We start from the raw sequence: 23,390 nt of genomic DNA on the forward strand, positions 1-23,390 counted from the left end.
GATTTCATCCCTCCGTAACAAAACCCGTGCCGGGGCGGGGCCGGACGGCTGCCGGGATCAGACGCGCACCCGCAGGTAGTAGAACCGGGTCGTCTGTGCGGCGTTCTGGTTGTCGTCGCTCACCAGCAGCACCTTCAGACGCCCGGCGCGGTCACGGCCGGTGACGGTCATGCCCTCGATGTTGTCCAGCAGGGGGTTCGGCTGGGGCTGCCTGGCGGTGGCACCGAGCGACGGACAGGCGGCGAGGTCGGCCAGCAGGGTCTTGCCGACGAGACGGACCCCGGGTCCGCCGGTGAGGTTCTCGACATCGCGGGTGTCCGTCGCGCGGCGCGGGTCGGCCAGGTAGAGGCGGACGGTGTTGCCGACTCCGGCGGTGAAACCGCGCTCCAGGACGAGGAGGCGGCCGTCGGGGGTGGCCTGGACCTCGGAGACGCCGAGGTGGGCGTCGGCGCGGTAGCCGTACTGCGCGGCGAGCCGGAAGTGGCCGCCCCGGGTGCGGGTCCAGGTCTGGAACCGGTCGATGTCCGCCGCGTCACCGGAGAGCGGGGCCTCCATCGACGCGAGGAGGGTACGGCCGCCGGGCAGCAGGGTCAGGCCCTCGAAGGTCAGGTTGGAGGTGGCCCGGCCGGCCGGGGCGACCTGGAGGGAGGACGGCACCGGGAGCCGGTCGAGGATCCTGCCGGCCCGCGAGTAGCGGCGTACGGAGGGCTCGGTCTCGGAGGTGACGAGGCGGGTGCCGTCGCGGTCGACGACCAGGGCCTCGCTGTCGAGCGGGGCGCCCTTCTCGTCGGCGAGGGCGAGCACTCCCGTCGGCCGGAGGGTGCGGCCGTCCAGGCGGAACAGGGACGAGCGGTCCCCGAGGGCCGCGAGCGAACCGTCCCGGTCCACGGCGAGGGCCGAGAGGTTGCCGACGAAGGTGCCGTCGTACGTCGTCTTGTCGAGCGCGTCGGAGAAGCGGTCGAGGGCGACGGCCGGCGAACAGGCGTGGCCGCTCGCCGGGGCGGCGTCGGCGGCACGGGCTCCGGCGGGCCCGGCGGCGGCCAGACACGTGGCCGCCGCCAGGCCGGCGGTGAGGGTGGCGAGTACGGATCTCAGGCGCATGGCCGCCACCGTAGAACCTGCCGGTGGCGTTCGGGAGACCGCCTCGTGAAGCCTCAGCCCCGCGAGGGCACCGCGACGAACGCCTCGGCGGGCCTGCTCGTCGGGGTGTAGCGCCGGGTTCCGGCGGCCGCCGGGACCAGGTCCTTGTGGATGGCCTTGGAGACGTTCTGGATGGTGGTGACGCCGTAGTCCATGGTGCTGTCGTCCTGCGTCAGCACGGTCATCATGTAGTCGTGCCCGGCGCCGTTGAAGGTGCCCAGGCTGTGCACGCGCCAGCCGTGCGTGGCACGCTCCAGCCAGCCGTTCTTCACGTGCACGGCGACCGTGGACGGCGCGCCGGCGGGGGTGCCCCAGCGCTGGTCGGAGACGACCTGACCCATCAACTTCAGGATGTAGGCACGGGAGTTGTCGCTGAGCACGCTGTTCTTCGCGGTGACGAGCTTGAGCAGCTTCTGCTCGTCGGTCACGTTCTCCTGGGTCAGGCCCCAGTAACCGTCCGCGCCCGGGACGGTCTTCGTCATCCCGGCGGCGGTCAGGAACCCCTGGATCTTCGCCACCCCGAGCTGCTTCCACAGCGTGCTGGTGGCGTCGTTGTCCGACTGGGTGATCATGGCCGTGGCGAGGTCGGTCTCGGTGTCCGTGAGGTACCGGTTGGCCTTCTTCGCGTCCCACAGCAGGGTGGCGAGGACGGTGAGCTTGACGGTGCTGGCCGAGTCGAACGCGGTGGTGGCGTTCAGCGTGCAGGTGGTGCCGGTGGAGCGGTCGTACAGCCCGATGGCGACGGTGCCCGTACGGTTCGCGAGCGCCGCGGTGATGTCCTTCTTCAGCTGGTCGGCGAGGCCGGCCTTGGCGGACGCGCAGGTGACGGCGGGCGGGGCGGCGGCGGCCGGGGTGGCGGCGGTGACGGCCGGCACGAGCAGCGCGGCACCGAGGGTGGCGGCGAGCGCGCCGGTGCGGCCGGATATGCGATGGGTCATGTGGAGCTTCCCCCTTGGGCGTCTGACGGAACGCCCGGTGGACCGCCCGGCGGTCGTCCGGGCGGTCCTGCGGGCTTCCCTGAAGCGTGTACGCATGTTCGCAGCACGGGAGTTCGCGAAGACACCGGGGTGGCCCAAGAGGCGTGTGCGCTCGCCGTCCCGGCCGGCCGGGACGGGATCAGCCCTGGGGCGGGACGGCCACGAACGCCTCGCTCGGCCGGCTGGTCGGCGTGTAGCGCGCGACACCGGCCTTCACCGCCACCAGGTCCTTGTGGATGGCCTTGGAGACGTTCTGGATGGTGGTGACGCCGTAGCCCATCGTGCTGTTGTCCTGCGTCAGCACACTGATCATGTAGTCGTGCCCGGCGCCGTTGAAGGTGCCCAGGCTGTGCACGCGCCAGCCGTGCGTGGCACGCTCCAGCCAGCCGTTCTTGACGTGCACGGCGACGGAGGAGGGCGCTCCGGCGGGGGTGCCCCAGCGCTGCGAGGAGATGACCTGGCCCATCAACTTCAGGATGTAGGCACGGGAGTTGTCGCTGAGCACGCCGTTCTTGGCGGTGACGAGCTTGAGCAGCTTCTGCTCGTCGGTGACGTTCTCCTGGGTCAGGCCCCAGTAGCGGCCCGAACCCGGCTTGGTCGCGGTCATCTTGGCGGCGGCCAGGAAGCCCTTGATCTTCGTCGGGCCGAGCTGCTTCCACAGCGTGCTGGTGGCGTCGTTGTCCGACTTGGTGATCATGGCCGTGGCGAGCCTGGTCTCGGTACCGGTCAGGTACCGGTTGTGCTTCTTCGCGTCCCACAGCAGGGTGGCGAGGACGGTGACCTTGACGGTGCTGGCCGAGTCGTAGGCGGCGGTGGCCCGCAGGGTGCAGGTGGTGTCGGTGGAGCGGTCGTACAGGCCGACGGCGACGGTGCCCTTGCGGTTGTTCAGGGCGGCCGTGATGTCCTTGGTCAGCTTGGCGGCGAGTCCCGCCTTGCCGGACGTGCAGCTCACGGCGGGCGGGGCGGCGGCGGCCGGGGTGGCGGCGGTGACGGCCGGCACGAGCAGCGCGGCGGAGAGTCCGGCCGCGAGCAGGCCGGCGCGCCCGGATATCCGGTGAGTCATCAGAGGTTCCCCCTATGAGCGTCGTACAGGCGTCCCCCGTGAACGCCGTCGAGCGCACGAGCGCGCTCCCTGGATGTGACTCGTCAGGGCGGTCGATAGTTGTACAGGTGTTCGCGGGGCGGGAGTTCGGTCGCGTGCTTCGGGGTGCGCGGTGTCAGTCGACGACGCGGCGGGCTGCGGCGTCCACGTGCACGACCTCCGGATCGCACACCTGCCCGTCCTTGCCCGGCTCGCACGTCGGGTCGCCGACCTCGACCAACCACACCGCGCGCCAGGGTCCCCGGTTGCCCCAGGTCTGCTCCGTCGTCAGCTCGCGTGCGTGGATCCGCGGCCTCCCGCTGTCGTCGCCCTCCCGCCTGGTCTTTTGGACGACCTGCTCGGCCTGACGCGCGGTCATCAGCCCGGACGGAAGGTCCAGGTGTCTGGGCCCGAAGTCCACCGTCAGTCCCTGCACGTGCCCTGTCCGGTCGACCCGCACGTCCAGGCGGCGGGGCATGGCCACCCCGTGCTCCTCGAACCGCCAGGAGACGGTCCATCCCTTTCCTGCCTCGCTCCCGTCGTCGGGCGCCGGGCGGGTGGTGTGCCAGGAGGCCGACTCCGCCCAGGGGTAGTGGGCGCGCATGTAGGAGCGGGCGACGCGGTACGCGTCCCCGGCGCCGTGCGGCGGGACGGCGCCGGGGACGGTGAAGCCTCTCGCCGTGGTGGCGCCGAAGTCGACGATGAGCCGGCGTCCGCCGGGCCACATCAGCTCGGCCGGGAACCCCCCGGCGAACTGCACGTCCATCCAGCCGTTGTAGCCGTCGAGGCCCGGCCTGATCCGTACCTCCCCGACCTCGTACCGGTCGCCGAAGGCCTGCCGTACGACGCTTTCCGCGACCTCGCGCTCGTCGCTGCGGGCATCCCGGACGCCGGAGCCGTCCACGTGGTCGAAGGTGACCGCGGTCCGCACGACGCCGGCACCGACGAGGGCGAGCACCCCGGTCACGACGAGGGTCCAGCGGCCCCAGGCCCACCAGGCGACGCGGCCGCGCAGCAGGACCAGTGCCGCGGCCATGCCCAGGACACCGCCGGCCGCGTTCATCTCCACGTCGGCGCTGTCGCAGATCCCGCTCGTGAACGGCGTCAGCGCCTGGACGAGTTCGATGACGCAGGGCAGCGCCGACACCCCGGCGAGCACGGGCAGGGGCCGGCGCAGGGCGAGCACGCCGAACAGTCCGAGCGGCACGAACATCGCCAGGTTCCACCGCCCCTGCGTGGTGTACAGCGGCTCGGTGACCTGGTGGTCGATCACACACGCGCCCTGCCCGTCCCCGTCGGCCCGCAGGGCGAGGGTGACCCCGAGCACGCCGACGAGGCAGAAGACGAGCGGCAGCCACCAGAAGGCCCCCGCGGCCCCACGCCGGCGCGCGAGCCACCAGGCCGCCCCACCGGCCACGAGCGCGATGGCGCCGAGCCCGCCCAGAAACCACCGATCGCCCGCGAAAACAGCCCCGAACACGTCCAGTCCCCCAAGTGACGACCCGCACGGCCTGGTCAGGGCCCCACGATCATGATCACTACAGAAGACGGCACGACGGCCGGGGCCGTTCCAGGCGCGTCAGCCGCCCTGATGCGTGGGGGCGAACATCCGCAGGACGGCCGGGAGGACGACCACGGAGGGGCCCGGGGTCGTAAGGGACTTGGTCAGGTCCTGTTCCAGGGTTTCCGGGGTGGTGTGGGTGGCGGGGACGCCGAAGGACTCCGCCAGGGCCGCGTAGTCCGGGCGGGTCAGTTCCGTGGCCGTGGGCCGGCCGAAGGCGTCCGTCATGTACTCGCGCAGGATGCCGTAGCCGCCGTCGTCGACGATGAGCCAGGTGACCGGGAGGTCGTACTGGCGGGCCGTGGCCAGTTCGGCGATGGAGTAGAGGGCGCCGCCGTCGCCCGATACCGCCAGCACCGGGCGGGTCGGGTCCGCCGCCGCCGCGCCCAGCGCCGCCGGGAAGCCGTAGCCGAGGCCGCCGGCGCCCTGGGCCGAGTGCATGGTGTTCGCGCCCCGGGGGTCGAACGCCGACCAGGCCCAGTACGCCAGGATCGTCATGTCCCAGAACGACGAGGAGCCGGCGGGCAGGGCGCGCCGGACGGCGGCCAGTACGTCCTGTTCCAGGGTGAGTTCCTGGGCGGAGATGCGGTCGGCGACCTTGGCGAGGAGGTCGCGTACCCGGTCCCGCGCCGATGCGTCCGTCCGCTCCCGCACCGTCTCCAGCAGCGCCTGGAGGGCGAGCCGGGCGTCGGCGTGGATACCGAGGGCGGGGTGGTTGGACTCCAGCTTGCCGAGGTCCGCCTCGATCTGGACGACCCGGCCGCGCGGCTTGAACGTGTGGTAGTTGGAGGAGAGTTCGCCGAGGCCGGAGCCGACCACCAGCAGCACATCCGCGTCCTCCAGGAAGTCCGTGGTGTGCCGGTCCTCCAGCCAGGACTGGAGCGAGAGAGGGTGCTCCCAGGGGAAGGCGCCCTTGCCGCCGAAGGTCGTGACCACGGGGGCGTCGAGCTTCTCGGCCAGCTGCCGCAGCTTGCCCGAGGCGTCCGCGCGCACGACCCCGCCGCCCGCGATGATCGCCGGCCGGACGGCGTTCGACAGCAACTCGGCCGCGACGGCCGTCAGTTCGGGGCGCGGCACCAGATCCTCCGGCGTCGCGTCCATCGCCGTCACCACCGGCAGCGCCGTCTCGGCCAGGAGGACGTCCTGCGGAATCTCGACCCACACCGGGCCGTGCGGGGCGGTCAGCGCCGACCGCCACGCCTCGGCGAGGGCGGAGGGGATCTGGGACGGGGTGCGCACGGTGTGGACCGACTTCACCACGCCCCGGAACGAGGCCGCCTGGTCGGGCAGTTCGTGGAGGTAGCCGTGACGGCCGCCGCCGAGACCGGCGACCGGGACCTGACTGCTGATCGCCAGCACGGGTGCCGAGGCGGCCGCCGCCTCCTGGAGGGCGGCGAGCGAGGTCAGGGCGCCCGGACCGGTCGACAGCAGCAGCGGGGCCGCCTCACCGGTGACCCGGCCGTAGGCGTCCGCCGCGAAGCCCGCGTTGTTCTCCACCCGCAGACCGATGTAGCGCAGCGAGGAGCGGCGCAGGGCGTCGAACATGCCGAGGGCGTGCTGGCCGGGCAGACCGAAGACGGTCGTCGCCCCCAGCCCGGCCAGGGTCTCCACGACCAGGTCTCCGCCGATGCGGCCGGGCGGCGGGTTCAGCGCCGCCTCCGTCTGCGCGGCGGTCGGGCGGAGTACCAGGTCGTGGTCGTGAGTCACTGCTCTCGGTCCCCTAAGGAGCGTCAGGTAAGGAGCGTCAGGCGTTGCGGGCGGCGGCGATCTGGCGGCTCATGATGGTGGTCAGTTCGTAGGCCGTGTGCGAGGCCGCGACCGAGGTGATCTCCGCGTGGTCGTACGCCGGAGCGACCTCGACGACGTCCGCCGAGACCAGGTTGCAGGAGGCCAGGCCGCGCAGGATCTCCAGCAGCTCGCGGGAGGTCATGCCGCCGGCCTCCGGGGTGCCGGTGCCGGGGGCGTGGGCCGGGTCCAGGCAGTCGATGTCGATGGAGATGTACAGCGGGCGGTCACCGATGCGCTGGCGCAGCTGGTCGGCGACCTCGTCGGCACCGCGGCGGTAGACGTCCGCGGAGGTGACGATGCCGAAGCCCATCTTCTCGTCGTCCGTGAGGTCCTGCTTGCCGTACAGCGGGCCACGGGTGCCGACGTGCGAGAGGGCGGAGGTGTCGAGGATGCCCTCCTCCACCGCGCGGCGGAACGGGGTGCCGTGGGTGTACTCGGCGCCGAAGTAGGTGTCCCAGGTGTCCAGGTGGGCGTCGAAGTGAAGCAGGGCCACCGGGCCGTGCTTCTTCGCGACCGAGCGCAGCAGCGGCAGGGCGATGGTGTGGTCGCCGCCCAGGGTCATCAGACGGGCGCCGGTGCCGAGCAGGTCGTCCGCCGCCGCCTCGATGGTGTCCACGGCCTCGTTGATGTTGAACGGGTTCACGGCGATGTCGCCACCGTCCGCGACCTGGGCGAGGGCGAAGGGGGAGGCGTCCTGCGCGGGGTTGTAGGGGCGCAGCAGCCGGGACGCCTCGCGGATGGCGTTGCCGCCGAAGCGGGCGCCCGGCCGGTACGAGACGCCGGAGTCGAACGGCACGCCGACGACGGCGACGTCGGCGGTACCGACCTCGTCCAGGCGGGGCAGCCGGGCGAAGGTCGCCGGACCGGCGTAGCGCGGGACGCGGGAGGAGTCGACGGGGCCGCGGGGCGTCTCGTTGCTGCTCATGATGAAATGCCTTCTTTCCTGCGCTTCGTCGCGCATGTACTGCTTTCCCTATGACTCTACTGGGGAGCCGGGACCGGTTCGGACGCGAGTTCGGGGGACCGTCCGGCGAGGCGCTCGCGCCAGGCGGCGAGGACGGACTCGTCGGTGGGCCTCGTCGCCAGGGAGACGGCGACATAGGCCACGAGGGAGGCCAGCAGGCCGTAGTAGACGGGCTCGTTGGCGAGGATGCCGTAGCCGGCCATGAGGCCGATCACGGCGAGGCCGCCGACGACCACGGAGGCGAGGGCGCCCTGCGCGGTGCCGCGCTTCCAGAGCAGGCCGCCGAGGATGGGCACGAGCAGGCCGCCGACGAGGAGGTCGTAGGCCAGGGTCAGCGCCTCGACCACGTTGTTGAGCGCGATCGCGGTGCCGATCACCGCCACGCCCATGACCAGGATGAACGCCCGGTTGCCCGCGATCTCGTCGTGCTGCTCGCCGCCGTCGCGCCGGACCGCACCGCGCAGCCGGGACCAGATGTCGTTGTTGGCGACCGTGGCGCAGGCGATCAGGGCGCCGGAGGAGGTGGACATCACGGCGGCCAGGGCGGCGGCCAGCACCAGTCCGCGCACACCGACGGGCAGTTCGTCCTTGACGATCGTGGCGAAGGCGTCGTCGGGGTTGCCCAGCTTGGGGTAGAGCACCTTGGCGGCCGTACCGATCACCGCGCCGGCGAGGGCGTAGACCAGGCAGTAGGTTCCGGCGACCGTGCCGCCCCACCTGGCGGTCCGGTCGCCGCGGGCGGTGAACACCCGCTGCCAGATGTCCTGGCCGATCAGCATGCCGAACGTGTAGATCAGGACATAGGTGAAGATCGTCTCCCCGCCGATGCCCAGCGGGTCGAAGTACGACGTCGGCAGCTTGGCCTTCATCTCGGAGAAACCGCCGGTCTTGACGACCGCGATGGGCAGCAGGAGCAGGAGCACGCCGATGGTCTTCACCACGAACTGGACCATGTCCGTCAGCGTGATCGACCACATGCCGCCGAGGGCGGAGTAGGCGACGACGATCGCGCCGCCGAGGATGATCGCGACCGTGCGGTTCACGTCGAAGAGGACGTCGAAGATCGTGGCGTAGGCGATGGTCGACGTCACCGCGAGCATGAGGGTGTACGCCCACATGACCACGCCCGAGATCACGCCGGCCCGGCCGCCGTAACGCAGGTCGAGCATCTCGGAGACGGTGTAGACCTTCAGCCGGGCGATGCGGGCGGAGAAGAAGACCGAGAGGGCCAGCAGTCCGAGGCCGATGGTGAACACCATCCAGGCGCCGGAGAGGCCGTACTGGTAGCCGAGGCCCACGCCGCCGATGGTGGAGGCGCCGCCGAGGACGATCGCCGCCATGGTGCCGGAGTACATGGCGGGGCCGAGGCGGCGGCCGGCGACCAGGAACTCGCTCTTGGACCTGGCGCGCCGCATCCCCCACCAGCCCATGGCCAGCATGCCGACGAGATAGACGACGATCACTGTGTAGTCGACGGCCATGGGCGGCCCTCCTTCGCTCACTCAGGTGGCGTGTCGTGCGTAGACGTGGGATGTGACGGCAGCGGACCGCGGGGACATCCGCCCGTACCCGTGGCTGCCGTTCGGTGTCGACCCTAGGTGGCCGGAAAGCGACTGCGAAGAGTACGTTTCATCCATATGAACGGGGCGGGATGGAGGAAACGCACACCATGTACGAGCCGACCGCCCCAGCAGCCCCACCGAGCCCGGCGACCCCACCGACCCCACCGGTCCCGCTGACGGCCCTGCTCGCCCGCGAGGATCTCGGGCTGCGGCAGGTCGCGGGTCCCACGGACCGGCACACCGCGATCCACTGGGCGCACACCTCGGAGATGGCCGACCCCTACCCGTATCTGCTGGGCGGCGAGCTGCTGCTGACGGCCGGTGTGCACATCCCGGCGACGGCGGGATCGGACTCGTACTTCGACGACTACGTCTCGCGGATCGTCGCGGCGGGCGGGACCGCCCTCGGCTTCGGTCTGGCGCCGGTCCACGACACCGTCCCGCGCGCCCTGGCCGCCGCCTGCGACGCCCACGGTCTGCCGCTGCTGGAGGTCCCCCCGCAGACCACCTTCTCCGGGGTGGCGCGCGCGGTCTGGCAGCTGATGGCGCAGGCCCGCCTGGCGGAACTGCGGCGCGTCAGCGAGGCCCAGCAGAGTCTCGCCGCGGCCGCCTCGCGCCCCGACCCGGTCCCCTCGGTGCTGCGCCAGCTGGCCCAGCGCCTGGGCGGCCACGCCGTGCTGTACGGTCCCGACGGCGCGGAGGTCGCGGGGGTGACCGGGGGCGCGGGCGCGGGCCGGGAGACGGCGCGGGACGTGCGGGCGGCACTGGCGCGCCTGGCCGAGGTGGTCAGACCGGCGGCCGGCGCCCCGACGAGCGGCATCCCGACACCGGGCACACCGACGACCGGGACGCCGGCGCCCCGCGCGCTCAGCGCCGGCGCGCCCACCTCCGCCACCGACACCCTCGGCTCCAGTCACCTCGCCGTGTACGCCCTCGGGGCCGGGGAGGGGTTCGTGCTCGGGGTGGCCGCCGGGCGGCGCGAGCCCGGTGATCACACCATCGCCTCCGTCGCCGCCGTCCTGCTGTCCCTGCTGACCGGCGAGCACCGGAGCGGGGCCGGTGCAGCGCGCTCCTGGGCCCTCGTGCGCCTGCTCCTCGGCGCCGAACCGGCCGCGGTGGCGCCGCTGCTCGGGGAGGGGAGGTGGGTCGTCGTGCGGGGCCGCCCCGAGGACCAGTCGCCCGACGCCGTCGCCGCCTCCGCCCTCGGGGCCGCCCTCGGGTCGCCGCTGGTCGACCTCGCGCGGGACGTCGTACGGGTGCTGGTGCCCGCCGGGCGGGAGCCGGTGCCGCAGCCGGGCTGGACGCTGGGGGTGAGCACGGCCGTCGAGCCGGACGAGTGGGCGACGGCCGACGCCCAGGCGGCCCGTGCCCTGGCCCGGGCCCGCGCCACCCGCGCCCCGCTGGTACGGCACGCGGCCCGGCCGGCGCTCGCGGACCTGGTGCCGCGCTCGGACGCCGAGGCGCACGCCCACGCGCTGCTGGCGCCGCTCGCGGGACAGGCCGCGCTCGCCGAGACCCTGCGCGCCTGGCTGTCGCTGCACGGCAGTTGGGACCGCACGGCGGTGGCGCTGGGCGTGCACCGCAACACCGTGCGGCAGCGGATCGCCCGCTGCGCCGCCCTGCTGGCGGCCGACCTGGACGATCCGGACGTGCGGATGGAGCTGTGGTTCGCGCTGCGGCAGCGGTGACGGACGGCAGGGGTGACCCCCGTCCCAGGAGCCGATATGCCGAGGACGCGGACGTCACGCTGCCCTCACAATGGGAGGCATGCCGATATCCGGGACACCCAGCCGCGCCCAGCTCGTCGACCACCTGGTGAGGACCCGTATCGCGGGGGATGTCGCCACGCCCCGCGAGAACAACCTCTCCCACTACCGCCAGCTCGCCAACGGTGTCCGCAACTTCTGGCTCGGCCTGGAACTGGGCGACCGCTGGAGCGACGAGCAGGACGTGCTCGCGGTCATGGCGGAGCGGGTCGGCGTCAACGACGATCCCGAGTACCGGTACGGACAGGACACCATCGACCCCGAGTTGACGGTGGACGCGCTCGACCGCATGGCGGCGCGGCTGCGCAAGGCGGCCGGGGGAAGGCAGCGGGTGCTGTTCGCGACCGGTCACCCGGGCGGCCTGCTGGACGTGCACCGGGCCACGGCCGCCGCGCTGCGGGCCGCCGGCTGCGAGATCGTCGTCATCCCGGACGGGCTGCAGACGGACGAGGGGTACGTGATGCAGTTCGCGGACGTGGCCGTGCTGGAGCACGGAGCGACGCTGTGGCACACCCACTCAGGGGAGCCGATGCGGGCCATTCTGACGTCACTTGAGCGGGCGGGGCGTCCGCTGCCGGACCTGGTCGTCGCCGATCACGGCTGGGCCGGGTACGCCGCCCAGCACGGCCTGGACTCCGTCGGGTACGCCGACTGCAACGACCCCGCGCTGTTCCTCGCCGAGTCCGAGGGCACCCTCCAGGTGGCCGTGCCGCTCGACGACCATGTGGTCAGCCCCCGCCACTACGACCCGATGACGGCGTATCTGCTGGCCGAGGCGGGACTGGCCTGACGCGCCGGGAAAAGGGATGTGCGGTCCCGCGCGCGGGACCGCACATCGTGATCAGTTCGCGGTCGGATCAGTGACCGCCACCTCCTCCGTGGCCGCCGCCGCCACCACCGTGGCCGCCGCCACCGTGGTCACCGCCGCCGCCACCGTGGTCACCGCCACCACCGTGGTCACCGCCACCGCCGTGGTCACCGCCACCGCCGTGGTCGCCACCGCCGTAACCACCGTGGTCGCCGCCGCCGTAACCACCGTAGTCGCCGCCGCCGTAACCGCCGTAGTCACCGCCCCAGCCGTAGTCGTCACCGTTGCCCCACCAGTCGCTGTGGTGGCCGCCGTGATCGCCGTAGTCCGAGCTGTAGGAACCGTGGTTGCCGTTGTCGGAGGCAGAAGCGGTGCCGGCCGCGCCGATCGCGGCTCCGCCGACCAGCAGCAGTCCGCTCGCGGACATGGCGACAAGACGCCTCGTGCGCTGTGCTCGCATGGGAATACCTTCCATCTCCATCGTCTCTCGCGGCTCCCGGACGGAAGGAGCGAGGTTGGATGGCCGTCGCCGCGGAAAGGGAGAAAATGCGGCGCGGTCGTGGGGTTCCACCGCAGGGTGTGTTCTGGACGGCGGAGGCCACGAAGCCGACGCCTGCGGTCACCCGCGCGTGATCACGCCATCGGGCGCCGCGGCTGAGATTCCGGCGTTCCGGAGCCTCGTCGGCCGAGCATGCCGTTCACTGCGGCTTTCACTCCAAGAGCCTAATGCCGCTTGCGCCACACGTCATCTCGAACGGCGAGGCGGTCCGGCGGCCCCTTTCCGGGCTTCCCGCGGCCCCCACCCCGGCTTCCCCCAACTCCCGGACCACACCCAGTTGTTCGCCTCAGGCATCCAACCGCCGCGGCAGATCGGACACGTTTCACGCCTCCCGGTTTCGACCGACGGCGGGCGGGTGGATCAGAGGGGTCGGCGCGGGACGCGGACGACACCCTCCTGGATGACCGAGATGGCCAGCCGGCCGTCCTGGGTGTAGATGCGCGCCTGGCCGAGGCCCCGGCCGCCGTGCGCGGACGGCGACTCCTGGTCGTAGAGCAGCCATTCGTCGGCGCGGAAGGGCCGGTGGAACCACATCGCGTGGTCCAGCGAGGCGCCGACGACGTCGCCGACGGCCCAGCCGCCCCGGCCGTGCGCGAGGAGCACGGAGTCGAGCAGCGTCATGTCGGAGACGTAGGTGGCGAGGACGACGTGCAGGAGGGGGTCGTCGTCGAGTTTGCCGTTGGTGCGGAACCACACCTGGGAGTGCGGCTCGCGCGGCTCGCCGAACTTCCCGTACGGCGGCTCGTCCACGTACCGCAGGTCGATCGCCTCGCGGGCCTCCAGGAACCGCTCGACGACGTCGGGCGCGAGGTGGTCGTAGCCGCGCAGCCGCTCCTGGGAGGTCGGCAGGGCCGCCGGGTCCGGCGCGGCGGGCATCGGCGTCTGGTGGTCGAGCCCTTCCTCGTAGGTCTGGAAGGACGCCGACAGATGGAAGATCGGCTTGCCGTGCTGGACGGCGACCACGCGGCGGGTGGTGAAGGACCGGCCGTCGCGGATGCGGTCGACGGTGTAGACGATCGGTGCGTCCGGGTCGCCGGGGCGCAGGAAGTAGGCGTGCAGGGAGTGGGCGGGCCGGTCCGCGGGGACCGTCCGCCCGGCGGCGACCAGCGCCTGTGCCGCGACCTGCCCGCCGAAGACCCTGGGGACGACGGCGGACCGGGACCGGCCGCGGAAGATGTTCTCCTCGATCTGCTCCAGGTCGAGCAGATCGAGGAGGTCCTGAAGTGCCTGGCTCATGACGTTCGGTCGTACCGGCCGGTGATCGCGGTGCCTTACAGGCCCATGTCCTTGGCGATGATCGACTTCATGATCTCGCTGGTGCCGCCGTAGATGCGGTTGACGCGGTTGTCCGCGTACAGGCGGGCGATCGGGTACTCGTTCATGTAGCCGTAGCCGCCGTGCAGCTGGAGGCAGCGGTCGATGACGCGGTGGGCGACCTCGGTGCAGAAGAGCTTGGCGGAGGCGGCCTCGGCGGGGGTCAGCTCACCGGCGTCCAGGGCCTCCGTCGCGCGGTCGGCGACGGCCTCGGCGGCGTCCACCTCGGCCTGGCAGGCGGCCAGCTCGAACTTGGTGTTCTGGAAGTGGGCGACCGGCTTGCCGAAGACGACGCGGTCCTGCACATAGCTCTTGGCGAACCGGACTGCGGCCTTGGCCTGGGCGTAGGCGCCGAAGGCGATGCCCCAGCGCTCGGAGGCCAGGTTGTGGCCGAGGTAGTAGAAGCCCTTGTTCTCCTCGCCCAGCAGGTCCTCGACGGGGACCTTGACGTCGACGAAGGCCAGCTCGGCGGTGTCGGAGGTCTTCAGGCCCAGCTTGTCCAGCTTGCGGCCGACGGAGTAGCCCTCGGACTTGGTGTCGACGGCGAAGAGGGAGATGCCGAAGCGGCGGTCCTCGGCGGTCGGGGCCGAGGTCCGGGCGCAGACGATGACCTTGTCGGCGTGGACACCGCCGGTGATGAAGGTCTTGGCGCCGTTGAGGACGTAGTGGGTGCCGTCCTCGGAGAGCTTGGCGGTGGTCTTCATGCCCGCGAGGTCGGAGCCGGTGCCCGGCTCGGTCATCGCGATGGCCCACATCTCCTCGCCGGTGACGAACTTCGGCAGGTAGCGCTTCTTCTGCTCGTCGGTGGCGAGCATCTTGATGTAGGGCAGGGCGAGCAGCACGTGCACGCCGGAGCCGCCGAACTGGACGCCCGCGCGGGCCGTCTCCTCGTACAGGACGGCCTCGAACTTGTGGCTGTCCAGGCCCGCGCCGCCGAACTCCTCGGGCACGTTGATGCCGAAGATGCCCAGCTCGCCCAGCTTGTAGTAGAAGTCGCGGGGGGCCTGACCGGCGGCGAACCACTCGTCGTAGACGGGCACGACCTCGGCCTCGATGAAGGCCCGAAGGGTCTCCCGGAACGCCTCGTGATCCTCGTTGAACACCGTACGGCGCACGCCGTCCACCTCCACGTACCTCGGCATGACACGCCTGTCTAAGCGCTTGCTCAGACCAAGGTACCGGCGAGTAGGCCACCCCGTCCAGGGTGAGCTGGACCACGCGCGGGATCTCGGGGCGAAGTCACCGCTCCCCCGCCGCCGCGAACGCCCCCCGGGCCATCCGGTGCAGCAGGGCCGCCATGGCGCCACGCCCGGGCAGGGTGCCGGCGCGGCCCAGGTGGGGGGTGGAGTTGAGCAGACCGAAGACCGAGTGGACGGCGGACCGGCCCGACGGCTCGGACAGCGCCGGATACACCTCGCGCACCACCTCCACCCACAGTTCCACGTACTGCCGCTGGAGCTGGCGCACCAGCTTGCGGTCGCTGTCGCGCAGCCGGTCCAGCTCGCGGTCGTGCAGGGTGATCAGGGGGCGGTCGTCCAGGGCGAAGTCGATGTGGCCCTCGATGAGGGAGTCCAGGACCTCGGAGGCTCCGCCGCGCCCGTCGGCCTCCGCCAGCCGCCGCTTCGCCCCGGTCAGCAACTGTCCGCTGATGCCGACGAGCAGCTCGGCGAGCATCGCGTCCTTGCCGGGGAAGTGCCGGTAGAGCCCGGGGCCGCTGATGCCGACCGCGGCACCTATCTCGTCGACCCCGACACCGTGGAAGCCGCGCTCGGCGAAGAGCCGGGCCGCCTCCTTGAGGATCTGCTGACGGCGGGTGGGCGCGTCGGTTCTGGTGGCCATGCAGACGATTCTAGACAGCGAGGTTAGCGGTCGTTAACCTGAAGGAAATGGTTAACGCTCATTAACAGGTCGATCACCGGGTGAGGGGACCGCAGGATGCACGAGGCACCGGAGCTCACGAGCGCGGCAGATCCCGCGTCGGAGGCGTGGCGGGCCAACGAGGAGGCCCACCTCGCACTCGTCGGGGAGCTGCGCGCCAGGCTGGCCGCGGCGGCCCAGGGCGGCGGCGAGCGGGCACGGGCCCGGCACACCGCCCGCGGCAAGCTGCTGCCGAGGGAGCGGGTGGACACACTGCTCGACCCGGGCTCGCCGTTTCTGGAGCTGGCCCCGCTCGCGGCGGACGGCATGTACGACGGACAGGCCCCGGCGGCGGGGGTGATCGCCGGGATCGGGCGGGTGAGCGGGCGCGAGTGCGTGGTGGTGGCCAACGACGCCACGGTCAAGGGCGGCACCTACTACCCGATGACGGTGAAGAAGCACCTGCGCGCGCAGGAGGTGGCCCTGGAGAACCGGCTGCCGTGCGTCTATCTGGTGGACTCCGGCGGGGCCTTCCTGCCGATGCAGGACGAGGTGTTCCCCGACCGCGAGCACTTCGGGCGGATCTTCTACAACCAGGCCCGGATGTCCGGCGCCGGGATCCCGCAGATCGCGGCCGTCCTCGGCTCGTGCACGGCCGGCGGCGCGTACGTGCCGGCCATGAGCGACGAGGCCGTGATCGTCCGCGGTCAGGGCACGATCTTCCTGGGCGGTCCCCCGCTGGTGAAGGCCGCCACCGGTGAGGTCGTCACCGCCGAGGAGCTGGGCGGCGGCGAGGTGCACTCCCGGGTCTCCGGGGTCACCGACCACCTCGCCGAGGACGACGCGCACGCCCTCAGGATCGTCCGGAACATCGTCGCCACGCTGCCGGGACGGCGGTCGCTGCCCTGGGAGGTCACCGCGGCGGTGGAACCGAAGGTGGACCCGTACGGGCTCTACGGCGCGGTCCCCGCGGACTCACGCACCCCCTACGACGTACGCGAGATCATCGCGCGCGTGGTGGACGGCTCCCGGTTCGCCGAGTTCAAGTCCGAGTTCGGGCAGACCCTGGTCACCGGGTTCGCCCGGATCCACGGCCACCCGGTCGGGATCGTCGCCAACAACGGCATCCTGTTCTCCGAGTCCGCCCAGAAGGGCGCCCACTTCATCGAGCTGTGCGACCAGCGCGGGATCCCGCTGGTGTTCCTGCAGAACATCTCGGGCTTCATGGTCGGCAAGGACTACGAGGCGGGCGGCATCGCCAAGCACGGCGCCAAGATGGTGACGGCCGTGGCCTGCACGCGCGTGCCCAAGCTGACGGTCGTGGTCGGCGGCTCCTACGGCGCCGGCAACTACTCCATGTGCGGCCGGGCCTACTCCCCCCGCTTCCTGTGGATGTGGCCCAACGCCAAGATCTCCGTCATGGGCGGTGAGCAGGCCGCCAGCGTCCTCGCCACCGTCAAGCGCGACCAGCTGGAGGCGCGCGGGGAGGAGTGGCCGGCGGACGACGAGGACGCCTTCAAGGCCCCCATCCGCGCCCAGTACGAGCGACAGGGCAACGCCTACTACGCCACCGCCCGCCTCTGGGACGACGGCGTGATCGACCCGCTGGAGACCCGCCAGGTGCTGGGCCTCGCCCTGACCGCCTGTGCCAACGCGCCGCTGGGAGATCCCCAGTTCGGCGTCTTCCGGATGTGAGGAGGGGAACCGTGTTCGACACAGTGCTGGTGGCCAACCGGGGCGAGATCGCCGTACGCGTCATCCGTACGCTCCGCTCGCTGGGCGTGCGCTCGGTGGCGGTCTTCTCCGACGCCGACGCCGACGCGCGGCACGTCGGGGAGGCAGACACGGCGGTACGGATCGGCCCCGCGCCGGCCGCCGAGAGCTATCTGTCGGTGGAGCGGCTGCTGGAGGCGGCCGCCCGCACCGGTGCGCAGGCCGTCCACCCCGGGTACGGCTTCCTCGCCGAGAACGCGGGGTTCGCGCGTGCCTGCGAGGAGGCGGGGCTGGTGTTCATCGGCCCGCCGGCGGACGCGATCGCGTTGATGGGTGACAAGATCCGCGCCAAGGAGACGGTCCGGGCGGCCGGCGTGCCGGTGGTGCCGGGTTCGAGTGGCAGCGGGCTCTCCGACGCCCAACTGGCCGACGCGGCCCGGGAGATCGGCACTCCGGTGCTGCTCAAGCCGTCGGCCGGTGGCGGCGGCAAGGGCATGCGCCTGGTCCGGGACGTGACCGCGCTGGCGGAGGAGATCGCCGCCGCCCGCCGGGAGGCCCGCGCCTCCTTCGGCGACGACACCCTCCTGGTGGAGCGGTGGGTCGACCGGCCCCGGCACATCGAGATCCAGGTGCTGGCCGACGGCCACGGCAACGTGGTCCATCTCGGCGAGCGCGAGTGCTCGTTGCAGCGACGCCACCAGAAGATCATCGAGGAGGCGCCGAGCGTCCTCCTCGACGAGGCGACCCGGGCCGCGATGGGCGAGGCGGCCGTGCAGGCGGCCCGCTCGTGCGGCTACCGGGGCGCGGGCACGGTGGAGTTCATCGTGCCGGGCGGCGACCCGGCGTCGTACTACTTCATGGAGATGAACACCCGGCTCCAGGTGGAGCATCCGGTCACCGAGCTGGTCACCGGTCTCGACCTGGTCGAGTGGCAGCTGCGGGTGGCGGCCGGGGAACCGCTGGGCTTCGCCCAGGAGGACGTCACCCTGACCGGGCACGCCGTCGAGGCCCGGATCTGCGCCGAGGACCCCGCGCGCGGATTCCTGCCCTCCGGCGGCACGGTCCTGCTGCTCGACGAGCCCCGGGGCGACGGCGTGCGCACCGACTCCGGGCTCAGCGAGGGCACCGAGGTGGGCAGCCTGTACGACCCGATGCTCGCCAAGGTCATCGCCTACGGCCCCGACCGCGCGAGCGCCCTGCGCAGACTGCGGGCGGCCCTCGCGGAGACGGTGACGCTGGGCGTGCAGACCAACGCGGGCTTCCTGCGCCGGCTGCTGGCCCATCCGGCGGTGCTGGCCGGCGAACTGGACACCGGGCTGGTGGAGCGGGAGGTCGACGCCCTCGTCTCCCAGGAGGTGCCGGCGGAGGTGTACGCCACCGCGGCCCTGCTGCGGCACACCGCCCTCGCGGACGCGGGCGGCACGGGCTGGAGCAACCCGTTCGCCGCCGCCGACGGCTGGCGGCTCGGCGGCGAGCGGGCCTGGACGCCGCACCCGCTGCGGGTGCCGGGCCAGGATCCGGTGACACCGCGTGTGCGCAGCACACCGGACGGCGGCATGGAGGTGCTGCTCCCCGGGGCGGACAAGCCCGTCCAGGCGTCCGGCGTCACGCCCTCGCGGCACGGCGCCGGGCACCGGCGCACGGTCCGGCTGGACGGCGTCACGCACACCTTCGCCGCGCTGCCCGACGGCACCTGGCTGGGCCGGGACGGCGACGCCTGGCAGGTGCGCGACCACGACCCGGTGGCCGCCTCGCTGGGCCGCGCGGCCCACTCGGGCGCCGACTCGCTGACCGCGCCCATGCCCGGCACGGTGACCGTGGTGAAGGTGGCCGTGGGCGACGAGGTGGCCGCCGGGCAGAGCCTGCTGGTGGTGGAGGCGATGAAGATGGAGCACGTCATCTCCGCCCCGCACGCCGGGACGGTCGCCGAGCTGGACGTCTCGCCGGGCAGCACGGTCGCCATGGACCAGGTGCTGGCCGTCATCACACCCGAGGAGGCGGCGCGGTGAGTGCCGGACAACTGCCCATGGTCGTGCCGGCCCAGGATCTGCCCGCGCGGGTGCGGATCCACGAGGTCGGTGCGCGCGACGGTCTGCAGAACGAGAAGACGGTCGTACCGACCGAGGTGAAGGCGGAGTTCGTCCGCCGGCTGGCCGGTGCGGGTCTGACCTCCATCGAGGCGACCAGCTTCGTGCACCCGGAGTGGGTGCCCCAACTGGCCGACGCGGAGGAGCTGTTCCCGCTGGTGCGGGACCTGGACGCGGATCTTTCGGTGCTGGTGCCCAACGACCGCGGTCTGAAGCGGGCGCTGGCGCTGGGCGCGGACCGTGTCGCCGTGTTCGCCAGCGCCACCGAATCCTTCGCGAAGGCAAACCTCAACCGTACGGTTGACGAGTCGCTGGCCATGTTCGAGCCGGTGGTGCGGCGGGCCAAGGACGAGGGCGCGCAGGTACGCGGCTATGTGTCCATGTGCTTCGGCGACCCCTGGGAGGGCGCGGTCCCGCTGCACCAGGTGGTCCAGGTGTGCACGGCGCTGCGGGAGATGGGCTGCGACGAGCTGAGCCTCGGCGACACCATCGGCGTCGCCACCCCCGGCCACGTGCTCGAACTGCTCAACCTGCTCAACGAGCGGGGTGTGCCGACGAACGTCCTCGGCGTGCACTTCCACGACACCTACGGCCAGGCGCTCGCCAACACCTACGCGGCCTTGGAGCACGGCGTGACGACCGTGGACGCCTCCGCGGGCGGCCTCGGCGGCTGCCCCTACGCCAAGTCCGCCACCGGCAACCTCGCCACCGAGGACCTCGTCTGGATGCTGCACGGCCTCGGCATCGAGACCGGGGTCGACCTCGGCCGTCTGACCGCCACCAGCGTCTGGATGGCCGAACGGCTGGGCCGCCCCAGTCCCTCCCGTACCGTCCGCGCCCTCTCCCACAAGGAACAGTGATCAGCATGGACCACCGCCTCAGCCCCGAGCTGGAAGAACTCCGACGCACGGTGGAGGAGTTCGCGCACGATGTCGTGGCGCCGAAGATCGGCGACTTCTACGAGCGGCACGAGTTCCCGTACGAGATCGTCCGCGAGATGGGCCGCATGGGGCTGTTCGGGCTGCCGTTCCCGGAGGAGTACGGCGGCATGGGCGGCGACTACCTGGCCCTGGGCATCGCCCTGGAGGAGCTGGCCCGGGTGGACTCCTCGGTGGCGATCACCCTGGAGGCGGGGGTCTCGCTGGGCGCCATGCCGCTGCACCTGTTCGGCACCGAGGAGCAGAAGCGCGAGTGGCTCCCGCGTCTTTGCTCGGGCGAACTTCTGGGCGCGTTCGGCTTGACCGAGCCGGACGGCGGCAGCGACGCCGGGGCGACGCGTACGACGGCCCGTCTGGACCCGGACACCGACGAGTGGGTGATCAACGGCACCAAGTGCTTCATCACCAACTCCGGCACGGACATCACGGGCCTGGTCACGGTCACGGCGGTCACGGGCCGGGGGCCGGACGGCAGGCCGCGGATCTCGGCGATCATCGTCCCGTCGGGCACCCCCGGCTTCACGGTGGCCGCCCCCTACTCCAAGGTCGGCTGGAACGCCTCCGACACCCGTGAGCTGTCCTTCGCCGACGTCCGGGTCCCCGCCGCCAACCTGCTCGGCGAGGAGGGGCGCGGTTACGCCCAGTTCCTGCGCATCCTGGACGAGGGCCGCATCGCCATCGCGGCGCTCGCGACGGGCCTGGCGCAGGGCTGTGTGGACGAGTCGGTGAAGTACGCCAAGGAGCGGCACGCGTTCGGCCGCGCGATCGGCACCAACCAGGCCATCCAGTTCAAGATCGCCGACATGGAGATGAAGGCCCACACGGCCCGTCTCGCCTGGCGTGACGCCGCTTCCCGGCTGGTCGCGGGCGAGCCCTTCAAGAAGGAGGCGGCCCTGGCGAAGCTCTACTCGTCCACCGTCGCCGTCGACAACGCCCGCGATGCCACGCAGGTTCACGGCGGCTACGGCTTCATGAACGAGTATCCGGTGGCCCGCATGTGGCGCGACTCCAAGATCCTGGAGATCGGCGAGGGCACCAGCGAGGTGCAGCGCATGCTCATCGCCCGGGAACTGGGCCTGGTGAGCTGACGCCCCGGAACCCGGGGGCCGTTCGCACGGGGCAGGGATGGACCCGCCCACTGGACATCAAGCAAGGTTAGGCTAACCTACCTTCGACCTTGTCCGGTGGGCGCTCCGCCCCGTCCGAAAGCAGTCACGCCCATGCCCCGTGCCCGTGCCACCCACCCCACTCGCCGCGGACTGCTCGCCGCGGGCGGCGCCCTCGGACTCGGGGCCGCGCTCGCAGCCTGCGGGGGCGGCAAGGGCGATGCCGCGGGTTCCGGCGGGGGGGCCAAGGCCGCCGGGTCCGACCCCTGGTCCTTCAGGGACGACCGCGGCACGACGGTGAGGCTGGACAGGGTCCCCACGAACATCGTCGCCTTCACCGGCGTCGGCGCCGCGCTGTACGACTACGGTGTGCGGGTCAAGGGCGTCTTCGGCCCGACGACCACCAAGAGCGGCAAGGCCGATGTCCAGGCCGGCGACATGGACGTCACCAAGGTGACGGTCCTCGGCGACACCTGGGGCCAGTTCAACATCGAGAAGTACGCCTCCCTCGCCCCCGACGTGCTGATCTCCACGATGTTCGACGGCGCCGGCACCCTCTGGTACGTCCCCGAGGAGTCGAAGAAGAAGATCGCCCAACTGGCGCCCAGCGTCGGGATATCCGTCTACGACCGCCGGCTGCCCAAGTCGCTTCAGCGGATGTGGGAGCTGGCCGAGTCGCTCGGCGGCGACATGAAGGCCACCAGGGTGACGGACGCCAGGAAGCGCTTCGAGGACGCGGCCGCCCGGCTGCGCGCCGCCGCCAGGGCCAGGTCCGAGATCAAGGTGATGGCCGGTTCCGCGAGCGACCCGCTCTTCTACGTCTCCGGCACCAATCTCTCCGTCGACCTCGAGTACTTCAAGGCGCTCGGCGTGAACTTCGTCGAGCCCCCGGAGAGCGCGAAGGCCGAGGGCGGCGGCTGGTACGAATCGCTGAGCTGGGAGAACGTCGACAAGTACCGGGCCGACATCATCATGATGGACGACCGCTCCTCGACGATCCAGCCCGCCGACATCACCAAGGCGACCTGGAAGAAGCTGCCCGCGGTCAGGGCCGGCCAGGTCATCTCCCGCTCGCCCGAGCCGATCCTGTCCTACGACAAGTGCGTGCCGCTGCTCACCACCCTGGCGGACGCCCTGGAAAAGGCCAAGAAGGTCTCCTGATCCCGCAACGCCCCCGACCGAGCCCTGGATCCCCCCTCAGGAGCCCCCATGACGACGGCCGTGGCCGCCCCGTTCCGTTTCTTCGCCCTTCGGGTCGCACGGACGAGGCGGCTCGGGCCGTCCCTGGTCCGGGTCACCTTCGCCGGCGCCGATCTGCGCGCCTTCCACTCCGACGGGCGGGACCAGTCGCTGTCCCTGTTCCTGCCGCACCCGGGCCAGAGCGAGCCGGTCGTCCCGCTGGAGCTGGGCGACGGCCGGTGGCAGGGCTGGCGTGAACTGCCCGCCGACGTACGGGCCGTGATGCGCTCGTACACCCTGCGCGCGCTGCGCCGGGACACCGGCGGCGACACCGCCGAGATCGACGTCGACTTCGTCCTGCACGGCATCGGGTCCGGCGCCTGCCCCGCCGGTCCCGCCTCCCGCTGGGCCTCCCGGGCCACCGCCGGCGACCGTGTCCTGCTGCTCGGCCCGACCGTCGCCGACAACCGCGCGATCCGCTTCCGGCCGCCCGAGGACACCGACCTGGTCCTGCTGGTGGGCGACGAGACCGCCGTACCCGCCGCGACCGCGATCCTGGAGGCCCTGCCGGCCGGCACCCGCGCCCACGCCTGGCTCGAAGTGCCGCGGTCCGGTGACATCCAGGACGTGGTGACCGGCGCGCGGGCCGAGATCACCTGGCTCGTCAGGCACGACGGTTCCCCGCCGGCCGACGCCGCCGTACGCGTGGCCGCGCTCCCCGCGGCCCGGCGGCCGTACGTGTGGATCGCGGGCGAGTCCGGCCGGGTGAAGGCGCTGCGCCGGCACTTCGTCGGCGAGCGCGGGATCGACCGGCGCCGGGTGACGTTCGTCGGCTACTGGCGCCAGGGCATGACGGAAGAGCAGCTGCGCGCCGTGGGGTGACAGGCCGTCGGTGGCGGCGGTGCGGGGCAGCCGTATGGACTCCTCCGTGAAAGTTAGGTTAGGCTAACCTAAGTTGAGATCGGGATCTTCGACGCCTCTTCTTCCCGC

General features: G+C 72.1%; 19 protein-coding genes. 8 read left to right on the forward strand and 11 right to left on the reverse strand.

Going from position 1 to position 23,390, the window contains the following annotated elements:
- Window positions 1-57: 57 nt before the first annotated feature.
- The 7 genes from ACIBA9_RS16070 to ACIBA9_RS16100 form a co-directional block, all read right to left on the reverse strand.
- Window positions 58-1,101, reverse strand: a complete 1,044-nt coding sequence (locus ACIBA9_RS16070) for an esterase-like activity of phytase family protein (RefSeq protein ID WP_399363367.1) — start codon at window positions 1,099-1,101, stop codon at window positions 58-60.
- 53 nt (window positions 1,102-1,154) lie between these two features.
- On the reverse strand, window positions 1,155-2,078 hold the full coding sequence (locus ACIBA9_RS16075; RefSeq protein WP_399363369.1) for a serine hydrolase: 924 nt from the start codon (window positions 2,076-2,078) through the stop codon (window positions 1,155-1,157).
- A gap of 178 nt (window positions 2,079-2,256) precedes the next feature.
- On the reverse strand, window positions 2,257-3,180 hold the full coding sequence (locus tag ACIBA9_RS16080) for a serine hydrolase (RefSeq protein WP_399363371.1): 924 nt from the start codon (window positions 3,178-3,180) through the stop codon (window positions 2,257-2,259).
- A gap of 154 nt (window positions 3,181-3,334) precedes the next feature.
- Entirely contained in the window at window positions 3,335-4,678 is a 1,344-nt protein-coding gene (locus ACIBA9_RS16085) for a VanZ family protein (protein WP_399363373.1), read from the reverse strand.
- 99 nt (window positions 4,679-4,777) lie between these two features.
- Window positions 4,778-6,466, reverse strand: a complete 1,689-nt coding sequence (locus ACIBA9_RS16090) for a thiamine pyrophosphate-binding protein (protein ID WP_399363374.1) — start codon at window positions 6,464-6,466, stop codon at window positions 4,778-4,780.
- Between the two features lie 37 nt (window positions 6,467-6,503).
- Window positions 6,504-7,472 carry an agmatinase gene (gene speB / locus ACIBA9_RS16095; RefSeq protein WP_030170876.1) on the reverse strand — a complete coding sequence of 323 codons (969 nt, stop codon included), beginning with the start codon at window positions 7,470-7,472 and terminating at the stop codon, window positions 6,504-6,506.
- A gap of 56 nt (window positions 7,473-7,528) precedes the next feature.
- Window positions 7,529-8,992, reverse strand: coding sequence for a sodium:solute symporter (locus ACIBA9_RS16100; RefSeq protein WP_399363377.1), 1,464 nt, complete (start codon window positions 8,990-8,992; stop codon window positions 7,529-7,531).
- A gap of 170 nt (window positions 8,993-9,162) precedes the next feature.
- Here ACIBA9_RS16100 and ACIBA9_RS16105 point away from each other — a divergent pair, with 170 nt between their 5' ends.
- Window positions 9,163-10,761, forward strand: coding sequence for a PucR family transcriptional regulator (locus tag ACIBA9_RS16105; protein ID WP_399363379.1), 1,599 nt, complete (start codon window positions 9,163-9,165; stop codon window positions 10,759-10,761).
- Between the two features lie 79 nt (window positions 10,762-10,840).
- Window positions 10,841-11,629 (forward strand): phosphatase, encoded by a 789-nt coding sequence (locus tag ACIBA9_RS16110; protein WP_399363381.1) that lies wholly within the window; start codon window positions 10,841-10,843, stop codon window positions 11,627-11,629.
- A 67-nt stretch (window positions 11,630-11,696) separates the two neighbouring features.
- On the opposite strand, the gene ACIBA9_RS16115 is transcribed toward ACIBA9_RS16110, so the two are convergent.
- The 4 genes from ACIBA9_RS16115 to ACIBA9_RS16130 form a co-directional block, all read right to left on the reverse strand.
- Window positions 11,697-12,107 carry a hypothetical protein gene (locus ACIBA9_RS16115; protein ID WP_399363383.1) on the reverse strand — a complete coding sequence of 137 codons (411 nt, stop codon included), beginning with the start codon at window positions 12,105-12,107 and terminating at the stop codon, window positions 11,697-11,699.
- Window positions 12,108-12,566: 459 nt separating this feature from the next.
- A complete protein-coding gene (tesB, locus tag ACIBA9_RS16120) occupies window positions 12,567-13,442 on the reverse strand; it encodes an acyl-CoA thioesterase II (RefSeq protein ID WP_399363385.1) in 876 nt (291 codons plus the stop codon).
- A gap of 35 nt (window positions 13,443-13,477) precedes the next feature.
- A complete protein-coding gene (locus ACIBA9_RS16125; protein ID WP_362151386.1) occupies window positions 13,478-14,635 on the reverse strand; it encodes an acyl-CoA dehydrogenase family protein in 1,158 nt (385 codons plus the stop codon).
- Between the two features lie 124 nt (window positions 14,636-14,759).
- Complete coding sequence (locus ACIBA9_RS16130; RefSeq protein ID WP_362151087.1) at window positions 14,760-15,359, reverse strand: TetR/AcrR family transcriptional regulator; 600 nt, start codon at window positions 15,357-15,359, stop codon at window positions 14,760-14,762.
- 96 nt (window positions 15,360-15,455) lie between these two features.
- Between ACIBA9_RS16130 and ACIBA9_RS16135 the strand changes: the two genes are divergently transcribed.
- From ACIBA9_RS16135 to ACIBA9_RS16160, 6 genes are all read left to right on the forward strand, one after another.
- Window positions 15,456-17,072, forward strand: coding sequence for a carboxyl transferase domain-containing protein (locus ACIBA9_RS16135; RefSeq protein ID WP_399363387.1), 1,617 nt, complete (start codon window positions 15,456-15,458; stop codon window positions 17,070-17,072).
- 11 nt (window positions 17,073-17,083) lie between these two features.
- Window positions 17,084-19,099, forward strand: a complete 2,016-nt coding sequence (locus ACIBA9_RS16140) for an acetyl-CoA carboxylase biotin carboxylase subunit (protein WP_399363389.1) — start codon at window positions 17,084-17,086, stop codon at window positions 19,097-19,099.
- 17 nt (window positions 19,100-19,116) lie between these two features.
- Complete coding sequence (locus tag ACIBA9_RS16145; protein ID WP_399363621.1) at window positions 19,117-20,037, forward strand: hydroxymethylglutaryl-CoA lyase; 921 nt, start codon at window positions 19,117-19,119, stop codon at window positions 20,035-20,037.
- A gap of 5 nt (window positions 20,038-20,042) precedes the next feature.
- The gene (locus ACIBA9_RS16150; RefSeq protein WP_393898492.1) at window positions 20,043-21,203 is read left to right on the forward strand and encodes an acyl-CoA dehydrogenase family protein; all 1,161 of its coding nucleotides are present in this window, start codon (window positions 20,043-20,045) and stop codon (window positions 21,201-21,203) included.
- 132 nt (window positions 21,204-21,335) lie between these two features.
- Complete coding sequence (locus ACIBA9_RS16155; RefSeq protein ID WP_399363392.1) at window positions 21,336-22,382, forward strand: ABC transporter substrate-binding protein; 1,047 nt, start codon at window positions 21,336-21,338, stop codon at window positions 22,380-22,382.
- A gap of 48 nt (window positions 22,383-22,430) precedes the next feature.
- Window positions 22,431-23,282, forward strand: a complete 852-nt coding sequence (locus ACIBA9_RS16160) for a siderophore-interacting protein (protein WP_399363394.1) — start codon at window positions 22,431-22,433, stop codon at window positions 23,280-23,282.
- Window positions 23,283-23,390 lie beyond the last annotated feature (108 nt).

The organism is Streptomyces sp. NPDC051452 (assembly GCF_044454765.1).
In the GTDB taxonomy this organism is placed as follows: Bacteria; Actinomycetota; Actinomycetes; order Streptomycetales; family Streptomycetaceae; genus Streptomyces.

What these genes read in the sequence shown, in the direction of transcription:
- ACIBA9_RS16115 (WP_399363383.1), bottom strand. Translation starts at nt 12,107, where the DNA reads ATGCGAGCACAGCGCACGAGGCGTCTTGTCGCCATGTCCGCGAGCGGA.
- speB (WP_030170876.1), bottom strand. Translation starts at nt 7,472, where the DNA reads ATGAGCAGCAACGAGACGCCCCGCGGCCCCGTCGACTCCTCCCGCGTC.
- tesB (WP_399363385.1), bottom strand. Translation starts at nt 13,442, where the DNA reads ATGAGCCAGGCACTTCAGGACCTCCTCGATCTGCTCGACCTGGAGCAG.
- ACIBA9_RS16150 (WP_393898492.1), top strand. Translation starts at nt 20,043, where the DNA reads ATGGACCACCGCCTCAGCCCCGAGCTGGAAGAACTCCGACGCACGGTG.
- ACIBA9_RS16155 (WP_399363392.1), top strand. Translation starts at nt 21,336, where the DNA reads ATGCCCCGTGCCCGTGCCACCCACCCCACTCGCCGCGGACTGCTCGCC.
- ACIBA9_RS16145 (WP_399363621.1), top strand. Translation starts at nt 19,117, where the DNA reads ATGGTCGTGCCGGCCCAGGATCTGCCCGCGCGGGTGCGGATCCACGAG.
- ACIBA9_RS16075 (WP_399363369.1), bottom strand. Translation starts at nt 2,078, where the DNA reads ATGACCCATCGCATATCCGGCCGCACCGGCGCGCTCGCCGCCACCCTC.
- ACIBA9_RS16070 (WP_399363367.1), bottom strand. Translation starts at nt 1,101, where the DNA reads ATGCGCCTGAGATCCGTACTCGCCACCCTCACCGCCGGCCTGGCGGCG.
- ACIBA9_RS16110 (WP_399363381.1), top strand. Translation starts at nt 10,841, where the DNA reads ATGCCGATATCCGGGACACCCAGCCGCGCCCAGCTCGTCGACCACCTG.
- ACIBA9_RS16135 (WP_399363387.1), top strand. Translation starts at nt 15,456, where the DNA reads ATGCACGAGGCACCGGAGCTCACGAGCGCGGCAGATCCCGCGTCGGAG.
- ACIBA9_RS16160 (WP_399363394.1), top strand. Translation starts at nt 22,431, where the DNA reads ATGACGACGGCCGTGGCCGCCCCGTTCCGTTTCTTCGCCCTTCGGGTC.
- ACIBA9_RS16080 (WP_399363371.1), bottom strand. Translation starts at nt 3,180, where the DNA reads ATGACTCACCGGATATCCGGGCGCGCCGGCCTGCTCGCGGCCGGACTC.
- ACIBA9_RS16100 (WP_399363377.1), bottom strand. Translation starts at nt 8,992, where the DNA reads ATGGCCGTCGACTACACAGTGATCGTCGTCTATCTCGTCGGCATGCTG.
- ACIBA9_RS16105 (WP_399363379.1), top strand. Translation starts at nt 9,163, where the DNA reads ATGGAGGAAACGCACACCATGTACGAGCCGACCGCCCCAGCAGCCCCA.
- ACIBA9_RS16130 (WP_362151087.1), bottom strand. Translation starts at nt 15,359, where the DNA reads ATGGCCACCAGAACCGACGCGCCCACCCGCCGTCAGCAGATCCTCAAG.